General features: G+C 67.7%; 23 protein-coding genes. 13 read left to right on the forward strand and 10 right to left on the reverse strand.

The genetic code is table 11. From position 1 onward, the window contains the following. Positions 1–25: 25 nt before the first annotated feature. Positions 26–907, reverse strand: coding sequence for a LysR family transcriptional regulator (locus EKL94_RS08645; protein ID WP_126928762.1), 882 nt, complete (start codon positions 905–907; stop codon positions 26–28). A gap of 96 nt (positions 908–1003) precedes the next feature. On the opposite strand from EKL94_RS08645, the gene EKL94_RS08650 reads away from it, so the two are divergent. The 3 genes from EKL94_RS08650 (at position 1004) to EKL94_RS08660 (ending at position 4001) form a co-directional block, all read left to right on the forward strand. Beyond that, complete coding sequence (locus EKL94_RS08650) at positions 1004–1414, forward strand: DoxX family protein (protein ID WP_126928763.1); 411 nt, start codon at positions 1004–1006, stop codon at positions 1412–1414. A 31-nt stretch (positions 1415–1445) separates the two neighbouring features. Then, positions 1446–2234 carry a dioxygenase family protein gene (locus EKL94_RS08655; protein ID WP_126928764.1) on the forward strand — a complete coding sequence of 263 codons (789 nt, stop codon included), beginning with the start codon at positions 1446–1448 and terminating at the stop codon, positions 2232–2234. Between the two features lie 117 nt (positions 2235–2351). Further along, positions 2352–4001 carry a Na+/H+ antiporter gene (locus EKL94_RS08660; RefSeq protein WP_126928765.1) on the forward strand — a complete coding sequence of 550 codons (1650 nt, stop codon included), beginning with the start codon at positions 2352–2354 and terminating at the stop codon, positions 3999–4001. A gap of 49 nt (positions 4002–4050) precedes the next feature. Here EKL94_RS08660 and EKL94_RS08665 read toward each other — a convergent pair whose 3' ends face one another. Beyond that, positions 4051–4299 (reverse strand): DUF3297 family protein, encoded by a 249-nt coding sequence (locus EKL94_RS08665; RefSeq protein ID WP_012509930.1) that lies wholly within the window; start codon positions 4297–4299, stop codon positions 4051–4053. 90 nt (positions 4300–4389) lie between these two features. On the opposite strand from EKL94_RS08665, the gene EKL94_RS08670 reads away from it, so the two are divergent. Next, complete coding sequence (locus EKL94_RS08670; RefSeq protein ID WP_126928766.1) at positions 4390–4932, forward strand: DUF6630 family protein; 543 nt, start codon at positions 4390–4392, stop codon at positions 4930–4932. A 123-nt stretch (positions 4933–5055) separates the two neighbouring features. Here EKL94_RS08670 and EKL94_RS08675 read toward each other — a convergent pair whose 3' ends face one another. The 5 genes from EKL94_RS08675 to msrB form a co-directional block, all read right to left on the reverse strand. Continuing rightward, on the reverse strand, positions 5056–5331 hold the full coding sequence (locus EKL94_RS08675; protein ID WP_126928767.1) for a DUF4031 domain-containing protein: 276 nt from the start codon (positions 5329–5331) through the stop codon (positions 5056–5058). A gap of 13 nt (positions 5332–5344) precedes the next feature. Continuing rightward, entirely contained in the window at positions 5345–5833 is a 489-nt protein-coding gene (locus tag EKL94_RS08680; protein WP_126928768.1) for a hypothetical protein, read from the reverse strand. Between the two features lie 128 nt (positions 5834–5961). Then, positions 5962–6900: a flagellar motor protein MotB gene (motB, locus tag EKL94_RS08685; RefSeq protein ID WP_126928769.1), complete on the reverse strand. Its 939-nt coding sequence runs from the start codon at positions 6898–6900 to the stop codon at positions 5962–5964. Between the two features lie 3 nt (positions 6901–6903). Beyond that, a complete protein-coding gene (motA, locus tag EKL94_RS08690; protein ID WP_126928770.1) occupies positions 6904–7758 on the reverse strand; it encodes a flagellar motor stator protein MotA in 855 nt (284 codons plus the stop codon). A gap of 91 nt (positions 7759–7849) precedes the next feature. Continuing rightward, the gene (msrB, locus tag EKL94_RS08695; protein ID WP_106466945.1) at positions 7850–8317 is read right to left on the reverse strand and encodes a peptide-methionine (R)-S-oxide reductase MsrB; all 468 of its coding nucleotides are present in this window, start codon (positions 8315–8317) and stop codon (positions 7850–7852) included. A 140-nt stretch (positions 8318–8457) separates the two neighbouring features. On the opposite strand from msrB, the gene EKL94_RS08700 reads away from it, so the two are divergent. Both EKL94_RS08700 and EKL94_RS08705 read left to right on the forward strand, forming a co-directional pair. Beyond that, positions 8458–8835, forward strand: coding sequence for a classical arabinogalactan protein 4 (locus tag EKL94_RS08700; RefSeq protein WP_126928771.1), 378 nt, complete (start codon positions 8458–8460; stop codon positions 8833–8835). A 144-nt stretch (positions 8836–8979) separates the two neighbouring features. After that, on the forward strand, positions 8980–9168 hold the full coding sequence (locus EKL94_RS08705) for a lana protein (RefSeq protein ID WP_126928772.1): 189 nt from the start codon (positions 8980–8982) through the stop codon (positions 9166–9168). A gap of 55 nt (positions 9169–9223) precedes the next feature. On the opposite strand, the gene EKL94_RS08710 is transcribed toward EKL94_RS08705, so the two are convergent. After that, a complete protein-coding gene (locus EKL94_RS08710) occupies positions 9224–9703 on the reverse strand; it encodes an Lrp/AsnC ligand binding domain-containing protein (RefSeq protein WP_019660918.1) in 480 nt (159 codons plus the stop codon). Positions 9704–9852: 149 nt separating this feature from the next. Between EKL94_RS08710 and EKL94_RS08715 the strand changes: the two genes are divergently transcribed. Further along, the gene (locus tag EKL94_RS08715; RefSeq protein WP_126928773.1) at positions 9853–11157 is read left to right on the forward strand and encodes a D-amino acid dehydrogenase; all 1305 of its coding nucleotides are present in this window, start codon (positions 9853–9855) and stop codon (positions 11155–11157) included. Beyond that, entirely contained in the window at positions 11136–12203 is a 1068-nt protein-coding gene (gene alr, locus EKL94_RS08720) for an alanine racemase (RefSeq protein ID WP_126928774.1), read from the forward strand. The genes EKL94_RS08715 and alr overlap by 22 nt, the downstream gene beginning before the upstream one ends. A gap of 267 nt (positions 12204–12470) precedes the next feature. Here the strand turns inward: alr and EKL94_RS08725 are convergent, their stop codons facing one another. Then, positions 12471–13034 (reverse strand): DUF3016 domain-containing protein, encoded by a 564-nt coding sequence (locus tag EKL94_RS08725; RefSeq protein WP_126928775.1) that lies wholly within the window; start codon positions 13032–13034, stop codon positions 12471–12473. A gap of 244 nt (positions 13035–13278) precedes the next feature. Here EKL94_RS08725 and EKL94_RS08730 point away from each other — a divergent pair, with 244 nt between their 5' ends. Next, positions 13279–15267, forward strand: a complete 1989-nt coding sequence (locus EKL94_RS08730; RefSeq protein WP_126928776.1) for a hybrid sensor histidine kinase/response regulator — start codon at positions 13279–13281, stop codon at positions 15265–15267. A 43-nt stretch (positions 15268–15310) separates the two neighbouring features. Continuing rightward, the gene (locus EKL94_RS08735; RefSeq protein WP_126928777.1) at positions 15311–15601 is read left to right on the forward strand and encodes a DUF3247 family protein; all 291 of its coding nucleotides are present in this window, start codon (positions 15311–15313) and stop codon (positions 15599–15601) included. Positions 15602–15761: 160 nt separating this feature from the next. Here the strand turns inward: EKL94_RS08735 and EKL94_RS08740 are convergent, their stop codons facing one another. After that, the gene (locus EKL94_RS08740; protein WP_005407925.1) at positions 15762–16025 is read right to left on the reverse strand and encodes a hypothetical protein; all 264 of its coding nucleotides are present in this window, start codon (positions 16023–16025) and stop codon (positions 15762–15764) included. Between the two features lie 156 nt (positions 16026–16181). On the opposite strand from EKL94_RS08740, the gene EKL94_RS08745 reads away from it, so the two are divergent. From EKL94_RS08745 to EKL94_RS08755, 3 genes are read left to right on the forward strand one after another with little or no spacing between them, the layout of a single operon-like run. After that, positions 16182–17246 (forward strand): class I SAM-dependent methyltransferase, encoded by a 1065-nt coding sequence (locus EKL94_RS08745; RefSeq protein ID WP_126928778.1) that lies wholly within the window; start codon positions 16182–16184, stop codon positions 17244–17246. Next, on the forward strand, positions 17243–17944 hold the full coding sequence (locus EKL94_RS08750) for a pseudouridine synthase (protein ID WP_126928779.1): 702 nt from the start codon (positions 17243–17245) through the stop codon (positions 17942–17944). Before EKL94_RS08745 ends, EKL94_RS08750 begins: the two co-directional genes overlap by 4 nt. Further along, a complete protein-coding gene (locus EKL94_RS08755; protein WP_049449764.1) occupies positions 17941–18624 on the forward strand; it encodes an HAD family hydrolase in 684 nt (227 codons plus the stop codon). The genes EKL94_RS08750 and EKL94_RS08755 overlap by 4 nt, the downstream gene beginning before the upstream one ends. Positions 18625–18724: the final 100 nt, after the last annotated feature.

An 18724-nucleotide genomic window follows, 5' to 3' on the forward strand; every position in this document is an offset into this window, starting at 1 on the left:
CACTGCCGGCAAACGCCAGGCTCGGCTACACCCCGGCCTCCACCAGGTGGTCGATGAAACTGCGTACCTTCGGTGCCAGGTGGCTGCGACTGGTGTAGACCGCGAAGATGCCGATCGGCGAGGCCTCCCACTCCGGCAGGATGCGCACCAGGCGGCCATCGGCCAGCGCGTCTTCCAGCAGGAAATCCGGCTGCAGGATCACGCCCATGCCAGCAATCGCGGCTTCGCGCAGCACGTCGCCGTTGTTGGCATGCAGAAGGCTGCTTACCGCCACCTTCACTTCACCGCCGGGCCCCTGCAGCGGCCAGTTGTTGCCGGCGGCCCAGTAGCTGTAGCTCAGGCACGCGTGTGCCTGCAGGTCCTGCGGGGTCTGCGGGGTGCCGTGTGCGGCCAGGTAGGCCGGCGCGGCGCACAGGCTCACCCGCGATTCGCCCAGGCGGCGTGCGATCAGCGTGGGGCTGGGCTCGCGGGTGATGCGGATGGCCACGTCGTAGCCTTCCTCGACCATGTCCACCAGGCGGTCGGACAGGGCCAGGTCCAGTTCCACCTGCGGGAAGCGTTCGCGGTAGCTGGCCAGCAACGGGCCGAGGCGGGCAATGCCCCAGCTGACCGGCGCGTTGATGCGCAGCGTGCCCGAGGGCTCCAGCGCCTGCGCACCGATGCTGGCCTCCAGCGCGTCGAACTCGGCCAGCAGGCGCACGCACTGGGCGTAATAGGCGGCGCCGGCACTGGTCGGGCTGACCCGGCGCGTGGTGCGGTGGAGCAGGCGGGTGGACAGGCGCTTCTCCAGCGCCGCGACCTGGCGGGTGACGCCGGCGGTGGACATATCCAGGGCCTGGGCGGCGGCACTGAAGCCGTTGCGCTCGACCACCGCCACGAACACGCGCATCGCCTCGAGGGTGTCCATTGTTGCGCCTTATGAAATAAATACGGTCAAACGATCGTATTTATCGGCCCGCGAAGGCGCAATAACCTGTGTCCACTCCCTTCAAGGTGCTTTCCGATGCACACCACGACTGCTCCTGTTTCGCCGCTGGCGCCGTATGGCGCCACCCTGCTGCGCCTGGCCCTGGGCGTGCTGTTCCTGGTCCATGCGCTGACCAAACTGCTGGTGTTCACCCCGGCGGGTACGGCGGCGTTCTTCGAGTCGCTGGGGCTGCCTGGCGTGCTCGGCTACCTCACCATCGGCGTCGAGCTGGTGATCACCGTCGCGCTGCTGCTGGGCATCTACGCGCGCTGGGTGGGCCTGCTCGGCGTGCCGCTGCTGCTGGGCACCATCGTCACCGTGCACGGCGCCAACGGCTTCGGTTTCGCCAATGCCGGCGGCGGCTGGGAATACCCGGCGTTCTGGGCGCTGGCGCTGGTGGTGCTGTTCCTGGTCGGCGACGGCAAGTGGACCCTGCGTTCGCGCTGATCGCCGCCTGATCCTGCAACTGGAGAATTCCATGTCCCGCCTGCCTTCGCTGTACATCTCCCATGGTTCGCCGATGACTGCCCTGCATCCGGGCCAGGTTGGCGTGCGCCTGGCCGAGCTGGCGCGCGATCTGCCGACGCCACGCGCCATCGTGATGGCCTCGGCGCACTGGCTGGGCCGGCAGCCGCTGGTCGGTGCGCATCCGCAGCCGCCGACCATCCACGACTTCGGCGGCTTCCCGCGCGCGCTGTTCGAACTGCAGTACCCGGCGCCGGGTGATCCGGCGCTGGCCGAAGAGGTGGCCGGCCGCATCGCCGCCGCCGGCCTGCCGGTGGCGCTCGACCCGCAGCGTGGCCTCGACCACGGCGCGTGGGTACCGCTGCGGCTGTTGCGCCCGCAGGCCGACATCCCGGTGGTGCCGGTGTCGATCCAGCCGCTGCTCGGCCCCGAGCATCAGTTCGCGCTGGGCCGTGCGCTGGCGCCGCTGCGCGAACAGGGCGTGCTGCTGGTCGGCTCCGGCAGCATCACCCACAACCTGCACGACTGGGGCGACTACCAGGACGGCAAGGAAGCGCCGTACGTGCGGCCCTTCATCGAATGGGTGGAGCAGCGCCTGGCCGCCGATGACCGCCAGGCCCTGCTGGATTACCGCCGGCAGGCGCCGTTCGCCGAACGTGCGCACCCGACCGACGAGCACCTGTTGCCGCTGTTCTTTGCGATGGGCGCGGCCGGAGAGGATGGTTTCGGTGCACGCCGCATTGACGCCGGCATCGACGCCGGCTTCCTCGCCATGGATCTGTACCGCTTCGACGGGGCATGAGCCGGGGCTGACGCGCGGCGGCCCCGGCCGTCGCGGTCATGGCCGCATGTGGTAGTTTTTTCCGGGTTTCCGGCGCTGGCCCTCGAGCCTCCCCGCGCGCCGCTTCCTGGAAGAAGCATGCATACCATTGAAGTCGTCCTGGCGATGCTGGTGGCCGTTGTCGCCAGCGGCTACCTGGTTCGCGTCCTGCCGTTCTCGTTGCCGCTGCCGCTGGTGCAGATCGGCCTGGGCGCGGTCATCGCCGGGGTGTTCAACCGCGGCCATGCGCTGGAGCCGGAGGTGTTCTTCCTGCTGTTCCTGCCACCGCTGCTGTTCCTTGATGGCTGGCGCATTCCCAAGCAGGGCTTGTTCCGCGACAAGGGCGCGATCCTCGAGCTGGCCTTCGGCCTGGTGGTGTTCACCGTCATCGGCGCCGGCCTGCTGATCCACTGGCTGATTCCGGTGATGCCGCTGGCGGTGTGCTTCGCGCTGGCGGCGATCGTGTCACCCACCGATCCGGTGGCAGTCGGTGCGATCGCGTCCAAGGCGCCGATTCCCAAGCGCCTGATGCACATCCTGGAAGGCGAGTCACTGCTGAATGATGCATCGGGCCTGGTCTGCTTCCGCTTCGCGGTGGCGGCAGTGATGACCGGCACCTTCTCGCTGGCCACGGCCTCGCTGACCTTCGTGTGGGTGGCGGTGGCCGGCCTCGCCGTGGGCGTGGCGGTGACGCTGGGTGTGTCCACCTTCCAGCGCTGGCTGTGGCGCCGCTTCGGCGAAGAGCCGGGCGCGGCGATGCTGGTCAACCTGCTCATTCCGTTCGCGGCCTACCTGCTGGCCGAAGAGATCCATGCCTCGGGCATCCTGGCAGCGGTCGCCGCCGGTATCGCGATGAGCTATGTCGAGCTGACCGGCCGTGTCTCCGGCAGCATGCGCGTGCAGCGCGCCGGGGTCTGGAACATGCTGCAGTTCAGCTTCAACGGCATCATGTTCGTGCTGCTGGGCGAGCAGCTGCCGGGCATCGTCGAACGCGCCACCACCACCATGAACGAGACCGGCCACCAGAGTGCGTGGTGGCTGCTGGTGTATGTGGTGGTGATCAATCTGGCACTGGTCGTGCTGCGCCTGTTGTGGGTGTGGTTGTCGCTGCGCTGGAACCTGCTGCGCGCGCGCCGCCGCGGCCTGGAGCGGGGCGAGGCGCCGAACTGGCGCATCGTGGTGGCGACCTCGGTGGCCGGCGTACGCGGTGCGATCACCCTGGCCGGTGTGTTGACCCTGCCGCTGTTCCTGCCTGACGGCAGTGCGTTCCCGGCGCGTGACCTGGTGATCTTCCTGGCCGCGTCGGTGATCCTGTTCTCGCTGCTGGGCGCCAGCATCGCGCTGCCGCGGCTGTTGAAGGGCCTGCAGCTGCCGTCCGATTCGGGTGAGCGCAAGGAAGAGGATCTGGCGCGCCGGCTGTCGTCGAAGGCGGCGCTGGCCGGGGTCGAGCGCATGCGCCAGCAGATGGTGATGAACCAGAACACCGAGAACGTGCAGCTGTACAACGACGCCGCCTCGCGGGTCAGCCTGCTGTACCAGCGGCACCTGGAGAAGGACAGCGACGGGCCCGACGTGGACCCGGAGAAGGTGCGGCGCATGGAAATGGGGTACCGCCAGCTGCGCAGCGCGGGCCTGAATGCCGAGCGCGAGGAGCTGTTCCGGCTGACCCGGCGCGGGGTGATCTCCGACGAGATCTCGCGGCGCCTGATCCGCAACCTGGACCTGCTGGAATCGCGCAAGCGCGAATGACCGTGTACCCCGGGTGGGTGCGGACCTTGGTCCGCACACCTTTCAGCCCTTATTCCGGCTTCGTTTCCAGGAAATACGCCTCGACCTTGCCCTTGACCTTGATGGTCATCGGGTTGCCGCGGCGGTCGCGGGCCTTGCCGGCCTGAACGCGGATCCAGCCTTCGCTGACCGAGTATTCCTCGACGTTGTCGCGCTCGACGTCGTTGAAACGCACGCCAACGCCGCGCTCCAGCGCTTGCGCATCATGGAAGGGGCTGGCCGGGTTGATTGCCAGGTGGTCGGGAGGGGTATCGCTCATCGCTTCATTCACAGTGACGGCCACCAAGGCCGGCTTCAGCGGCACAGGATAAACCGTAGAATGCCGGCCTGCCCCAGAGGAAGTTCCGCAATGCCCGACAACAGCGACTATTTCGACTTCGAGGAAGACATCCACGACTTCGACGAGGAGGGCTTCGAGGCACGGGTCTGGAACCTGCTGGTGCTGATCAACCCGGGCGACGAAGAGCTGGCCCTGCAGCAGTTCAACCGCTGGCGCGAGCACCTGGCCGAGGACGGGCAGCCGCTGGAAGCGGACAGCGACTGGCTGCCGGCCCTGCTCACGGCCATCGCCTGGCAGTCCGGTTTCGAGGTGGAACGTGATGATCTGGAATCGCTGCAGTCGGCGGTGAACGAGCTGTCGGCGCGCTTCAACCTGCAGCTGGACTGGGGCGGCGACCTGGATGACGAGGACTTCGCCGAAGACCTGGACGGCGTGCAGCTGATGTCCACCGCCTTCGACCGCCTGCGCGAGCACAACTACACGCTGTGGAGCGTGGATGCCGGCAGCGACGGCTTCACCGGCGTGATGGCGCTGACCCGCGACGACGACGCGATGCTGGCGCTGTGCTCGCTGCTGAACGTGGAAATCCGCCTGGGCAGCGACCCGTTCTGAGCAGGGCAGGTGGGTGCGGAGCCCGCCCATGGGTGGATGCCAACCTTGGTTGGCATGCCCTGTCCCTGATGTGCGGACCAAGGTCCGCACCCACCACAGCAAGCGGTAGCCCCCAACGCCTGCCTACGGCCGGTACTGCGCCCTGGCGTTGGCAATCACCGTTTTGACCAGGTCACGGTCGGTGTGCCGTGAGATCGCCCGCGCACCGAGCGCGATCGCCTGTGCGCGCAGTTCGGCAGTGACGTCGTAGTGGGCACCGCTGGCCTTGTTCTGGAAGGCCCGCGGGGGAATGCCGAGCTGCGCCGCCATCGCGTGCAGCTCGGCCAGGGTGTCGGCCATCAGGTGCGCCCAGCGCTGTCCGCGCCAGGGATGCACCGCGTCATCGACGTAGACCGTCACCGCCGCGGCCGGTTCAGGCCTGCGGCTTGCTGTCGCTGTCAGCGGCCGGAGCGGCCTCGGCAGCGGCGTCTTCGGCCACGTCGCCCTCGGCGGCTTCGCCTTCCTCGCCTTCAGCAGCGTCGACGCCTTCGAACTCGGCGACCAGCTTGTCCAGGTACTCGTCAGCGGTCTGCTCGGATTCGGCCGCCAGGGTATCCAGCAGCGTCTGCAGCAGTTCGGAGTACTCTAGGTTGACCTTGCGGCCTTCCTTCTCCTGCACGTTGGCCAGGTGCTTGAGCATGGCCAGCATCGGCACCGGGTTCTCGGCGTTGCCCATGGTCTGGCCGCCGATGGCCAGCAGCCACTCACGGCCCTGCAGGCCGATGGCCGCGACCACCTGGCCGTCTTCGTTGGTCAGCACGGCATGGTTCTGCACCTGCTGCTGCGCGTTCAGGCGGAGGAACGGGCGCTTGGCCTGCTGCTTCTTGCGCTTGTCGCGCTTGGCCTTGGAGTTCTGGGACATGGGGTGGGGTCACCTGGAAACGGAAAGACCGCCATTGTAGCGGGTGCGCCGGGTGATGCCCCTGGTGGGTGCGGACCTTGGTCCGCACGCTTCTCCCGGATGTGCGGGCCAAGGTCCGCACCCACCGTTTACTTTGCCGGCCCCTGTGCAGCCTGCACGTCCGGGTCGGCGGTGGGCGCCGACAGCCCCACCTGCGGGCCGGCGCCGGCCAGTGCGGCTGCTTCGGCGGCCTGGGTCATCACCACGATGCTGATGCGGCGGTTGATCGGGTTCTGCGGGTCGGTCTTGTCGAACAGCACCGACGAAGACAGGCCGACCACGCGGGTGATCTTGCTGTCCTCCAGGCCGCCGTCCACCAGTGCGCGGCGTGCGGCGTTGGCACGATCGGCGCTCAGTTCCCAGTTGCCGTAGCCGCGCGCGGCCGAATAGGCGGTGATGTCGGTATGGCCGGTCAGGCTGATCCGGTTCGGCACGTGGTTCAGGTACTCGGCCAGCTCGTGCAGGATCTGCTGCGTGTACGGCTTCAGCGTGGCGCTGCCGAGGTCGAACATCGGCCGGTTCTGCTTGTCCACGATCTGGATGCGCAGGCCTTCCGGGGTCAGGTCCAGCAGCAGCTGGTCCTTGAACGGCTCCAGTGCCTGGCTCCTGCTGATCGCTTCCTGCAGCTCCTTCATCAGCGCTTCCAGCTGCTGCTTGTCGCGCTGCTGCTGGTCCACCGGCTGCGGTACTGCTTCCTTCTGGTTCTGGAAGGGATCGTTGCTGCTGCCCCGCGAGATGTCGGTGGCACCGCCCAGCTTGATCATCGAGGTACTGGCGCCGCCCGGGCCGGCCATGCCGGGGGCCGGCGTGGCGTTCTGCCCGCTCAGCGGGCTGGGGTTGCGGAAGTACTCGGAAATGGCCGCACGGTCGTTCTTGTTGGTGGTGGCCATCAACCACAGCACCAGGAAGAACGCCATCATCGCGGTCACGAAGTCGGCATAGGCCACCTTCCACGAACCGCCATGGTGGGCGGCGTGGCCGGCCTTCTTGACCCGGCGGACGATGACGGTGGGCTTGGTCTCGGCCATGGCTTACTTGACCGTCTTCAGGTGCTGCTCGAAATCGGAGAAGGCCGGGCGCACGTTCGACGGCAGCGTCTTGCGGGCGAATTCCAGCGCGATCTTCGGGTTGTAGCCACGCAGGCAGGCCAGCAGGGCGGTCTTGACCGATTCGTAGATGCGGCTGTCCTGCTCGGCGCGCGCTTCCATCGCGGCCGCCATCGGGCCGACGAAGCCGTAGCCCAGCAGGATGCCGAGGAAGGTGCCGACCAGCGCGCCGGCCACGTGGCCGCCGACCTCGACGATGTCGCCGCCGATCGAGCCCATGGTGATGACGATGCCCAGCACCGCCGCCACGATGCCGAAACCGGGCAATCCGTCGGCGACCTTGTTCATCACCTGCGACGGTGCCATCGCCTCGGCGTGGTGCTTTTCCAGCTCCAGTTCCAGCAGCGGTTCCAGCTCGTGCGGCTCGATGTTGCTGCCGATCATCAGGCGCAGGCAGTCGGTGATGAAGTCGATCAGGTGGTGGTCGGCCTGCACCTTGGGGTAGTTGCCGAACAGCGCGCTCTCGGCCGGCCGCTCGACATGGTCTTCCAGCGCCATGAAGCCTTCGCGGCGGGCCTTGTTGAGCAGTTCATAGAGCAGGCTGAGGACATCGATGTAGTCCTGCTGCTTGTAGCGCGGGCCCTTGAACACGCCGACCATGGCCTGCAGGGTCTGCTTGACCGTCTTGGCCGGGGTACCGACCAGGAAGGCGCCGAGCGCGGCGCCGCCGATGATGACCAGCTCGTAGGGCTGCCAGAGGGCACCCAGGCGTCCGTGGGCCCCGAGGTAGCCCCCGAGCACGCTGATGATGACGACCAGGAATCCAACGATGATGAGCATGGGGCGACGCAAGGAGAGGGGATATCTCCTTGTCGGCCCATCGCCCGGATTTCTGAAGAGGGAATTCTGTGAAATCGGTCAGCGGGGTATTTCAGCCCGCCACACCGCTTTCCGCGCCGCCACGCTGCAATGGATCGGGCCAGGGCTCGCCGTTGCCGGTGAACGAAAGTGAGACGGAATTCAGGCAGTGGCGCTCGAAGGTGGGCGGCGGGCCGTCCGGGAACACGTGGCCCAGGTGGCTGCCGCAGCGCGCACAGGTAATCTCGGTGCGGACCATGCCGTGGCTGGTATCGCGGATCTCGCGCACGTGCGCCGGATCGAACGGCGCGAAGAAGCTGGGCCAGCCGGTGCCGGAATCGAACTTGGTGCTGGAGCGGAACAACGGCAGCGCACACAGCCGGCAGCAGTAGACGCCCTCGCGCTTGTTGTCGAGGAATACGCCGCAGAACGGCGCCTCGGTGCCGTGCTGCAGCAGCACGCGGCGTTCCTCGCTGCTGAGGCCGGCGACCAGCGCCTCGGTCTGGGTAGCAGTGGGGGGCGTCAGGTCGAAGGCGGTCATGGCGGCGCTCCGTGGGGTCGATGGCCTGGGGATGCCGGAAAACGTGGGGGTGCCGGCGCGTGCTTGCAAGTGTGATGGCCGTTCATGGCCGGCACACAGGTGCAGGCGCAAGGTGAATGCGATCCACGCCGGAGCGTGACATGAAACCGACCCTTTCCCTGCTGTTGATGGCCCTGCTGCCCCTGGTCGCGCAGGCCCAGGTACCGACGTCGTCGAGCCCGACCGCCACCCGCAGTGCCACCACCGTGGCACCGCAGCCGGTGGTGCCGCCGCCACAGGCTGCGCGCCCGCAGCCGCAGGTACTGCCCTCGCCGCAGCCGGCACAGCCGATCAAGTCCACCGGTCCGGCCCAGGCTGCGCCGGCGCCGGTACCGAAGCCGGCCGACAAGGTCTATGACCGCAATGGCCGCATCGTTCCCGGGGTGCGCCCGGCCGGCCCGAACCGCGTGTTCGACTCGCGCACCGGCCGCTATTACGACAGCGTGCCGGCCGGCGATGGCCAGCAGATCAAGCGCTGACCTCGGGTACCAACGCAGGTTGGCAGCGACCGCACGCGGTGCGGGCTGAACGCACGAAAACAGCTTCCTGGCGATCACTGCTTTTTCGCCTGCGATTAACCGTTCCAGGACCACCGTGGCCCTGCGCCGGCATTCCGCCGCCGCATGTCCTTCGTCCACTGGATCGCGATCATGAAAAACCAGCAGAACCGTCATCCCGGCAAGGAACCGCAGGGCCGCAACCCGCAGCAGCAACAACAGCAGCAACAGCAACAGCAGATGGACCCGCAGCAGCCGCACAAGGGCGGCAAGCAACAGGAACAGCGCTCGCAGAAACATCCGCAGCAGCGTTGACGGACTCCGGGGTCGGATCCCGCACAGCGGGCTCTGACCCCATCCTGCAACCGCCTCAATCCGGAATCGGCAGGCTCAGCGTTTCCTTCACCTCTTCCATCACGATGTAGCTCTTCGACTCACGTACGTGCGGCAGTGTCAGCAACGTGCTGCCGAGAAGCTTGCGGTAGGAGGCCATTTCACTGATCCGTGCTTTCAGCAGGTAATCGAAGTCGCCCGACACCAGATGACACTCCAGCACGTTCGGCAGCTTCAGGGCCGCACGCCGGAACTCCTCGAAGATGTCGCCGGACTTGTACGCCAGGCTGATCTCCACGAATACCAGCAGGCTGGCCTTCACCGCAGCCGGGTCGAGGTGGGCGTGGTAGCCGGTGATCACCCCTTCGCGCTCCAATCGACGCACGCGCTCGGTGCACGGGGTGGTCGACAGGCCGACCCGCTCGCCAAGCTCGGTGAAGGAGATACGGCCCTCGGCCTGCAGGATGCGCAGGATCTTGCGGTCGATCTTGTCCAGTTCGCGGATACGGGTGGCCATGGCCGTCAACCTTGGGGAATGAATTGCAGGAGAACATCCTGCCGGTTGATTTCAAAACAGGCAAATCAACTGGGAATGGCTGTCTATACTTCCCCAATTATGGTCCCGGCACGCTCCAGTGCAGGGAATGATCGGGTTGGAGAAGTCCCATGCGAGTCCTAGTTCTCGGCAGCGGCGTGATCGGCACCACCAGTGCCTGGTACCTGCGACAGGCCGGGTTTGAAGTCACGGTCATCGACCGCCAACCCGGGCCGGCGCTGGAGACCAGCTTCGCCAATGCCGGCCAGCTGTCGTTCGGCTACACCTCGCCGTGGGCGGCCCCGGGCGTGCCGAAGAAGGCCATCGGCTGGCTGTTCGAGAAGCACGCGCCGCTGGCGATCAAGCCGGGCATGGATCTGGCCCAGTACCGCTGGCTGTGGCAGATGCTGCGCAACTGCACCCATGAGCGCTACGCGATCAACAAGGCGCGCATGGTGCGCATGTCCGAGTACAGCCGCGACTGCCTGAACGAGCTGCGCGCGCAGATCGGCATCGAGTTCGAAGGCCGCGACCTGGGCACCACCCAGCTGTTCCGCACCCAGCAGCAGCTGGATGCCTCGGCGCAGGACATCGAGATCCTGGCCCAGTACGGCGTGCCGTACGAGGTGCTGGACCGCGCTGGCATCATCCAGGCCGAACCGGCCCTGGCCCATGTCGATGGCCTGGTCGGCGCGCTGCGCCTGCCGCGTGACCAGACCGGCGACTGCCAGCTGTTCACCCGCCGCCTGGCGCAGATGTGCGTGGATGCCGGTGTCGAGTTCCGCTTCGACCAGGACATCACCGGCCTGGAGGTCGATGGCGACCGCATCACCGGCGTGCGCATCGACGGCAAGCTGGAATCCGCCGACCGCTTCGTGGTCGCGCTCGGCAGCTATTCGCCGGCGCTGGTCGCATCGCTGGGCATGCGCCTGCCGGTGTACCCGCTGAAGGGCTACTCGCTGACCCTGCCGATCACCGACCCGGCGATGGCGCCGACCTCGACCATCCTCGATGAGAGCTACAAGGTGGCGGTCACCCGTTTCGACGACCGCATCCGCGTCGGTGGCATGGCCGAAGTGGCCGGCTTCGACCTGTCGCTGTCGCAGCGCCGCCGCGAGACCCTGGAGCTGGTGGTCAGCGACCTCTACCCGAAGGGCGGTGACCTGTCGCGCGCGCAGTTCTGGACCGGCCTGCGCCCGGCCACGCCGGACGGTACGCCGGTGATCGGCGCCACGCCGTTCCGCAACCTGTACCTCAACACCGGCCACGGCACGCTGGGCTGGACCATGGCCTGCGGCTCGGGCCGCTACCTGGCCGACCTGATGAGCGCGCGCCAGCCGCAGATCAGCACCGAAGGCCTGGATATTTTCCGCTACGGCCAGTACGGTCACGCGCCGCAACAAGAGAACCGCACATGCGTCCTGCCCGCGCGCTGATCGATCTGGGCGCCCTGCGCAGCAACTACCGGCTGGCCCGTGAACTGGGCGGTGGCAAGGCCCTGGCGATCATCAAGGCCGATGCCTATGGCCACGGCGCAGTGCGCTGTGCGCAGGCACTGGAAGGCGAGGCCGATGGTTTCGGCGTGGCCACCATCGAAGAGGCACTGGAACTGCGCCAGGCCGGCATCCGTGCGCCGATCCTGCTGCTGGAAGGCATCTTCGAGCCCAGCGACATGGCGTTGGTGGCCGAGCATGACTTCTGGTTCGCCGTGGGTTCGCCGTGGCAACTTGAGGCCGTCGCTGCCTTCGACAGCCCGCGTCCGTTGACGGTGTGGCTGAAGCTGGACAGTGGCATGCATCGCCTCGGCCTGGACGTGGACAGCTTCCGTGCCGCGCATGCACGCCTGTCGGCGCTGCCGCAGGTCGAGCGCATCGTGCTGATGACCCACCTGGCGCGCGCCGATGAGCTGGACAGCGAACGCACCCACGAACAGGCGGCGACCTTCGCGCGGGCCATCGACGGTCTGGAGGGCGAGACCAGCGTGTGCAATTCGCCGGCGCTGCTGGGCTGGCCGGATGTACGCAGCGACTGGGTACGCCCGGGCCTGATGCTGTACGGCGCCAATCCGTTGCCGGACAACACCGCACTGACCGAGCGCCTGCGCCCGGTGATGACGATGCAGTCGAAGGTGATCGCCGAACGCTGGATCGAGGCGGGTGAGCCGGTGGGTTATGGCGCGCGCTTCGTGGCCAAGGCGCGCACCCGCGTGGGTGTGGTCGCGCTCGGCTATGCCGACGGTTATCCGCAGTTCGCCCCGAATGGCACCCCGGTGCTGATCGACGGCCAGCCCGGTGCGCTGATCGGGCGCGTGTCGATGGACATGCTGACCGTGGACCTGACCGCGCATGCGCAGGCCGGCATCGGCAGCGTGGTGGAACTGTGGGGTTCAGCGCCGACGCTGTCCGAACTGGCGCCGCGCTGCGGCGTGAGCGCGTACCAGCTGCCGTGCGCGGTCAAGCGCGTGGCGAAGGTGTACGTGTAGAGCCGAGCCCACGCTCGGCTCTGGTAGCGGCCGACCTTGGTCGGCGCCGTGAAGGGCGTGTCGACCAAGGTCGACACCTACCGAAGGGCCTAGCGCGGAGCGGTCGCCATGCGCGGCTCTGGTAGCGGCCGACCTTGGTCGGCGCCGTGAATGCGTGTCGACCAAGGTCGACACCTACCGAGGGGCCTGACGCGCAGCGGTCGCCATGCGCCGCTCTGGTAGCGGCCGACCTTGGTCGGCGCTGTGAATGCGTGTCGACCGAGGGGCCTAACGCGCAGCGGTGGCCTGGCTGGCCAGCTGGCGCTTCACCCAGTCATCGATCAGGCGTTTCTCGTAGCGCAGCGGATCACTGTCGCTCCTCAGCCCCAGGTTGTGCAGGTAGCCGGTATCGCTGAGGCGCGCATCGCCCTCGCTGACGATACGGCCGCTGGCGTCCTTCAACGTGTACTGCAGGCTGATCCGCGGCGGATAGATGTCGCGCATGATCCGGATGTCGCGGCCACGTGGGCCGTGCCACGGCTCGTAGTCACCGGCACGCTTGATGTCCACCAGGGTCACATCGAGGGTCTGCCCAGGCTGCAGCGGCTTGGCAGCGGTGGTCTGCAGGTGGCGGGCCAGCTGCTGTACCCAGTCACCGCGTTCGGCCTCGAAGCGGTTGGTGCTCTGGCGGATCTCGGTGAATTTGGCCGGATCCTCCCATTTCACGCTGACCGGGCCATCGGCCTGCAACGCGCGCGGCGCGTCCGCATCGGTCACGGTACGCGGTGCAGCGTTGGCGCCGCCCGCCACCAGGGCGCCTGCCAGCAGGGCAATCGCGAGTGAGCGTTTCATGACGGTCTCCTGCGTCCCCGCGCTGGGGACGATGTTGATCACAGATCGAGTGTGATCCTGTGGCCGGGCCACCGCAATGGCCGATTGCGTCGTGCGCAAGGGTGGTTGCCGCCAATTCATCGACGTCAACCATGACTGACGACGCTTGACGCTGTGAATACGCGCTTTGGAAGATGCTGTGCTTCCAATCCGGCCTGCACAGACGCCCTTGTCCACACTGCCGCCCCTCGTGGAGCGCCCACCGATGATGGTGCCAGCGCCCGAACCCGACCTGCATCATGGCGTGCTTGAGCGCATCAACGCCGGTTTCTGCGTGATCCAGGTGCTGTTCGAGGGTGATCGCGCAGTGGACTACCGTTTCATCGAGGTCAACGATGCGTTCGAGCGCCACACCGGCTTGAAGGATGCGCGTGGCCAGCGCATGACGGCGCTGGAACCGGGCCACGAGGAAGACTGGTTCCGCATCTACGGCGAAGTCGCGCGCAGTGGCCGCCCCGCCCAGTTCGAGATGGAAGCGCGTGCGCTGGGCCGCTCGTTCGCGGTGGATGCGGTGCGCGTGGGCCGTCCGGGCGAAGACAAGGTCGGCATCCTGTTCTTCGACATCACCGCACGCAAGCAGATGGAAGTGGAGCTGGGCGAAAGCGAAGCCCGCTTCAGTGCGCTGGCCGACGGCCTGCCGATGCCGGTGTGGGTGCTCGACGAGCGCGGCCATGCCCGTTTCGTCAACAGCGCTTTCAGCGAGTTCTTCGGCGGTGACGAAACACGCGTGCCGGAAGATGTCTGGCGCGGCCTGGTGCATCCGGATGATGCGTCGGTGTTCGAGTACGAACTGCAGGAAGCACTGAAGGCGCAGCGGTCGATGCATGCGCTGGTGCGGGCCCGACGCGCCGATGGCGAGTGGCGTTGGCTGGAGATGAACGCACGCCCGCGCTTCTCGCGGATGGGCCGCTTCATCGGCCTGGCCGGCAGCAGCCCGGACGTGACCGAACGCCGCGAGATCGAACTGGCCCGCGAGGAGCTGCTGCAGTCCGAGCGTGCCGCGCGCAGCGCCGCCGAGAACATGGCGCGGCTGAAGGACGAGTTCCTGGCCACGCTGTCGCATGAACTGCGTACGCCGCTGACCACCATCCTCGGCTGGAGCGAGCTGCTGCTGCAGCGCGTGGACAACACCAGCCCGCTGTACAAGGGCCTGAACGTGATCGCCAACAGCGCCGGTGCGCAGAAGCGGCTGATCTCGGACATGCTCGACCTCAGCAGCATGCTGCTGGGCAAGGTGCAGCTGGAGGTGGAGATACTGGACCTGCGCGACCTGCTGGGCGAAGCCATCGGTGCGCAGGAGCTGGTCGCCGAAGGCAAGGCACTGGACGTGAGCCTGCTGCTGCCGGAGCAGCCCAGCCTGGTGCTGGGCGATGCCACCCGCCTGCAGCAGGTGATGTGGAACCTGCTGTCGAATGCGATCAAGTTCACCCCGGCCGAAGGCCGCATCGACCTGCAGCTGCAGGCCGACGGCAACCACTGGGTGATCACCGTGCGCGACACCGGCGACGGCATCGCGCCCGAATTCCTCAATCATCTGTTCAGCCGCTTCCGCCAGGCCGATGGCACCACCACGCGCCGTCATGGCGGCCTCGGCCTGGGCCTGGCCATCGTGCAGCAGCTGGTCGAACTGCATGGCGGTACCGTCACCGCTGCCAGCGAAGGCCATGGCCACGGCGCCACCTTCACCGTGCGTCTGCCGCAGCACATTCCCGATGCCGAACGGCGGCCACTGCGCGAAGTGATCAGCGGGCCTATCCTGGAGCCGGTGATCGTTGAACCGTATCCGCTGCGCGGCATGCACGTGCTGGCGGTGGAAGACCAGCCGGAAGTGCTGGAGTACCTGCGGCGCATGCTGGAAGAGCAGGGCGCGAGCGTGTCGGCCGCCAGCTCGGCCGGTGAAGCGCTGGCGCTGCTGGCTGATACCGGCCACCTGCAGTACCACGTGATGCTGACCGACATCGGCATGCCGGGCATGGATGGCTATGGCCTGGTGCGCACGCTGCGCGAGGACATGGGCGTGGATGCGATGACCCTGCCGGCGGTTGCCGTGACCGCGCTTGCACGTGCCGATGACCGGCGCCGAGCGCTGGCGTCCGGCTTCCAGGAACATGTCGCCAAACCGTACTCGGTGGCCCAGCTGGTGGCTGCGGTACGCAAGGTGCAGGTGCCACGCGCGGACAGCGCGCTGCACTGAGCATTCACGGCCGATCGGCGACCCTGCACGCAGGAGGTCGCCGATGTCCCGTACAGCTCCCCGCATCCATACCGATCCGGCGCAGATCGCGCGCCTGGAAGCCCTGCTGCCGCAGCTGGAAGGTGAAACGCAGGTGCAACTTACCCTGCACGATGGTCGCCAGCTGCTCGGCACCGTGGCGGTGAAGCCGACCGTGCAGCAGTACCGCAACGAAGCAGGCGACGAAGGCAGCAACGGCCAGCTGCGCCTGGATGACTACGACACGCCGGTGCAGCAGCACCATGTGTGGCTGGACGAGATCGCCAGCATCCGCAGGTTGCCGCCGAGGGTTTGACGGCAACCTGCTGGGCCCATCCACGCATGGCGTGGATCTACTTGAAAGGGCCACGCATGGATATGCGTGACCTCGTCATCGGCCAGGCCTGATGCCATCCACGCATGGCGTGGATCTACCAGAGGTTGCAGTAGAGCCACGCCATGCGTGGCTGCTGCGCTCAGTGCTCGAACAAGGTCGGCGTCGCTTCGAACCGGCGTGCGTACGCACGTTCCTCTGCGACCCTGGCCACCTCGTCGTCGGCCAGGTCCGGCGCGCCATACACCGCATAGGCCACGCTGCCGTCGGCACCATGGCCGACCTGGTGCAGCCGGTAGCGCGAGTGGCCGCCGCCGGTGTCCTCGGGGTAATGCACGGGCGGATGGCTGCCTTCCAGGTCCATTTCACTGTTGTCGACCACGCCACCGACGAACAAGGCTCGCATGCAGGTTCTCCTGGGTTTCCGGGGGAGCCTCTACCCTGAACGTTCCAATGTTTCTGGCGGATCAAGGCCCCGTTCGGGTTTCGCAAAGCGGCTGCCGGGGCCGGCCCGGCCAAGCCGGTACAATGGACGGCCCTCACGCTTGAAGTACCCGCGCCGATGGCCTCCAGCGACGACGCCCCCCTGCAGACCCTGTTCCTGCCGTTCTCCCAAGGCGCCCTGCGCTGGCCGGAGGGCCCGGTGGCCTTCCTGCGTGCCCGCGACGGCTGGCCGCTGCGCGAAGCGGCCGGCAACCGCGAGGTGCATTGCGAGCAGAGCTTTGCCCCGTTCGCGCAGCCGCTGCAGCAGGCCGCCGGCTGGACCGTCAGCGGCCAGCTGGATGATGTGGCCGGCAAGGGCCGCTACCCGCTGGTGCTGGTGCTGCCGCCGCGCCAGCGTGAAGAAGCCCGCGCGCTGTTCGCCCGCGCGCTGGCGCTGGTTGCCGACGGCGGCCGCATCGTTGCCTGCCAGTCCAACAACGAAGGTGCACGCTCGGGCGAGGGTGACCTCAAGCAGCTGACCGGACTCGGCGGCAGCCTGACCAAGAACCACTGCCGCGTGTACTGGACCGCCCCGATGCAGGGCCAGCACGACGCCGACCTGGCCAAGCGCTGGTCGGCACTGGATGCGGTGCGGCCGATCGTCGGCGGCCGTTTCCTCAGCCGCCCGGGCGTGTTCGCCTGGGATCGCATCGACCCGGCGTCGGCGCTGTTGGCCGAGCACCTGCCGGCCGACCTGGCCGGCCGCGCCGCCGACCTCGGCGCGGGCTATGGCTACCTGTCGCGCGAGCTGCTGGAACGCTGCCCGAAGATCACCGCGCTGGACCTGTACGAAGCCGAGCAGCGCGCGCTGGCACTGGCCGAACTCAATCTGGCGCCGCCGCCGCGCCCGCTGCCGCTGCGCTTCCTGTGGCAGGACGTCACCGCGGGCATCGAGCCGGGCTATGACGTCATCATCAGCAACCCGCCGTTCCACACGCCGTCGCGCGCCGATCGCCCGGACATCGGCCAGCGCTTCATCGCCGTGGCCGCGCAGGCGCTGCGCCCGAGCGGACGCCTGTACGTGGTGGCCAATCGCCACCTGCCGTACGAGTACACGCTCAACGAGAGCTTTGGCGCGGTGCGCGTGATCGCAGAGCGTGATGGCTTCAAGCTGGTGGAAGCGGTGAAGGGGAAGGGCAAGTGAAGCTGGTCAAGCTCATCGCCAACCTGGGCTATGGCAGCCGCAAGCAGGTGCAGTGGATGTTCCGCGAAGGCCGCGTCACCGACGCCGACGGCGAGGTGCTGTATGCCGACGACCAGGTGCCGCACGAGGCGATCCGCGTCGACGGCGAGCCGCTGGACCCGCCGGTGGGCCTGTCGATCGCGCTGCACAAGCCGGCCGGCTACACCTGTTCGACCAAGGATACCGGCCGCCTGATCTACGACCTGCTGCCGCCGCGCTTCCGCGACCGTGATCCGGTGCTGTCCACGGTGGGCCGCCTTGACCGCGAGACCAGTGGCCTGCTGCTGCTGACCGACGATGGCAGCCTGCTGCACCGGATCATCTCGCCGAAGTCGAAGCTGCCGAAAGTCTATGAGGTCGAGTTGAGCGACGACCTGCGCGGCGACGAGGTAGCGCTGTTCGCCAGCGGTACGCTGATGCTGGAGTCCGAGAAGACGCCCCTGCTGCCGGCTGAACTGGAAGTGCTCGATGCGCGTCGCGCGCGCCTGGTGCTGCACGAAGGCCGCTACCATCAGGTACGCCGCATGTTCGCCGCCACCGGCAACCACGTGCAGGCCCTGCACCGCAGCCGCGTCGGCGGGCTGGACCTGCAGGGACTGGACGAGGGGCAATGGCGGCAGCTCACCTCCACCGACCTGGATACGCTGTTCGCTCCATGACCACCATCGCTGCGCTGCCGTTCCTCCCCGACGCCGTCATCTTCGACATGGACGGCCTGATGATCGACAGCGAGCGGGTCTCGCTGGCCTGCTGGAGCGAGGCGGCCGACGCGTTCGGGCTGGGCCTGGACGAGGCGGTGTTCCTGCGCATGGTCGGCCTCGGTGACCGCGACACGCACGCGCTGCTGCGTGCGCAGGGGATCGAGGACAGCGTGATCGAGGCGGTGGCTGCACGCTGCCATGAGCTGTACGAGGCACGCACTCAGACCGGCCTGCCGCTGCGTCCGGGCATCCTGGAGCTGCTGGAGCTGTTGAAGGCGCACGCGGTACCGCGTGCGGTGGCAACCACCACGCGGCAGCCGCGGGCCAACCGCAAGCTGGCCGCCGCCGGCCTGCTGCCGTATTTCGATGCGGTGATCACCAGTGGCGACGTGGCGCGGCCGAAACCGGCGCCGGACATCTACCTGCTGGCCGCGCAGCGGCTGGGCCAGGCCCCGGAACGCTGCCTGGCGCTGGAGGATTCACCGGCCGGTACGCGTGCGGCGCTGGCCGCCGGCATGACCGTGATCCAGGTGCCGGACCTGGTGCATCCTGACGAAGAACTGCGCGCACTGGGCCACCGCATCGTTGGTTCGCTGGTGGACGCGCACGCACTGCTGCTGCCGTTGTTGCCGAGGTAACCGGTAGATGCCGACCGTTGGTCGGCACACCCCAATGCCCCGGTGGGTGCCAACCTTGGTTGGCACGCTTTTCAATGTAGTCGAGCAAGCTCGACTCTAC

It is taken from the genome of Stenotrophomonas maltophilia, assembly GCF_003970865.1.
GTDB classification, from domain to species: Bacteria; Pseudomonadota; Gammaproteobacteria; order Xanthomonadales; family Xanthomonadaceae; genus Stenotrophomonas; species Stenotrophomonas maltophilia_AR.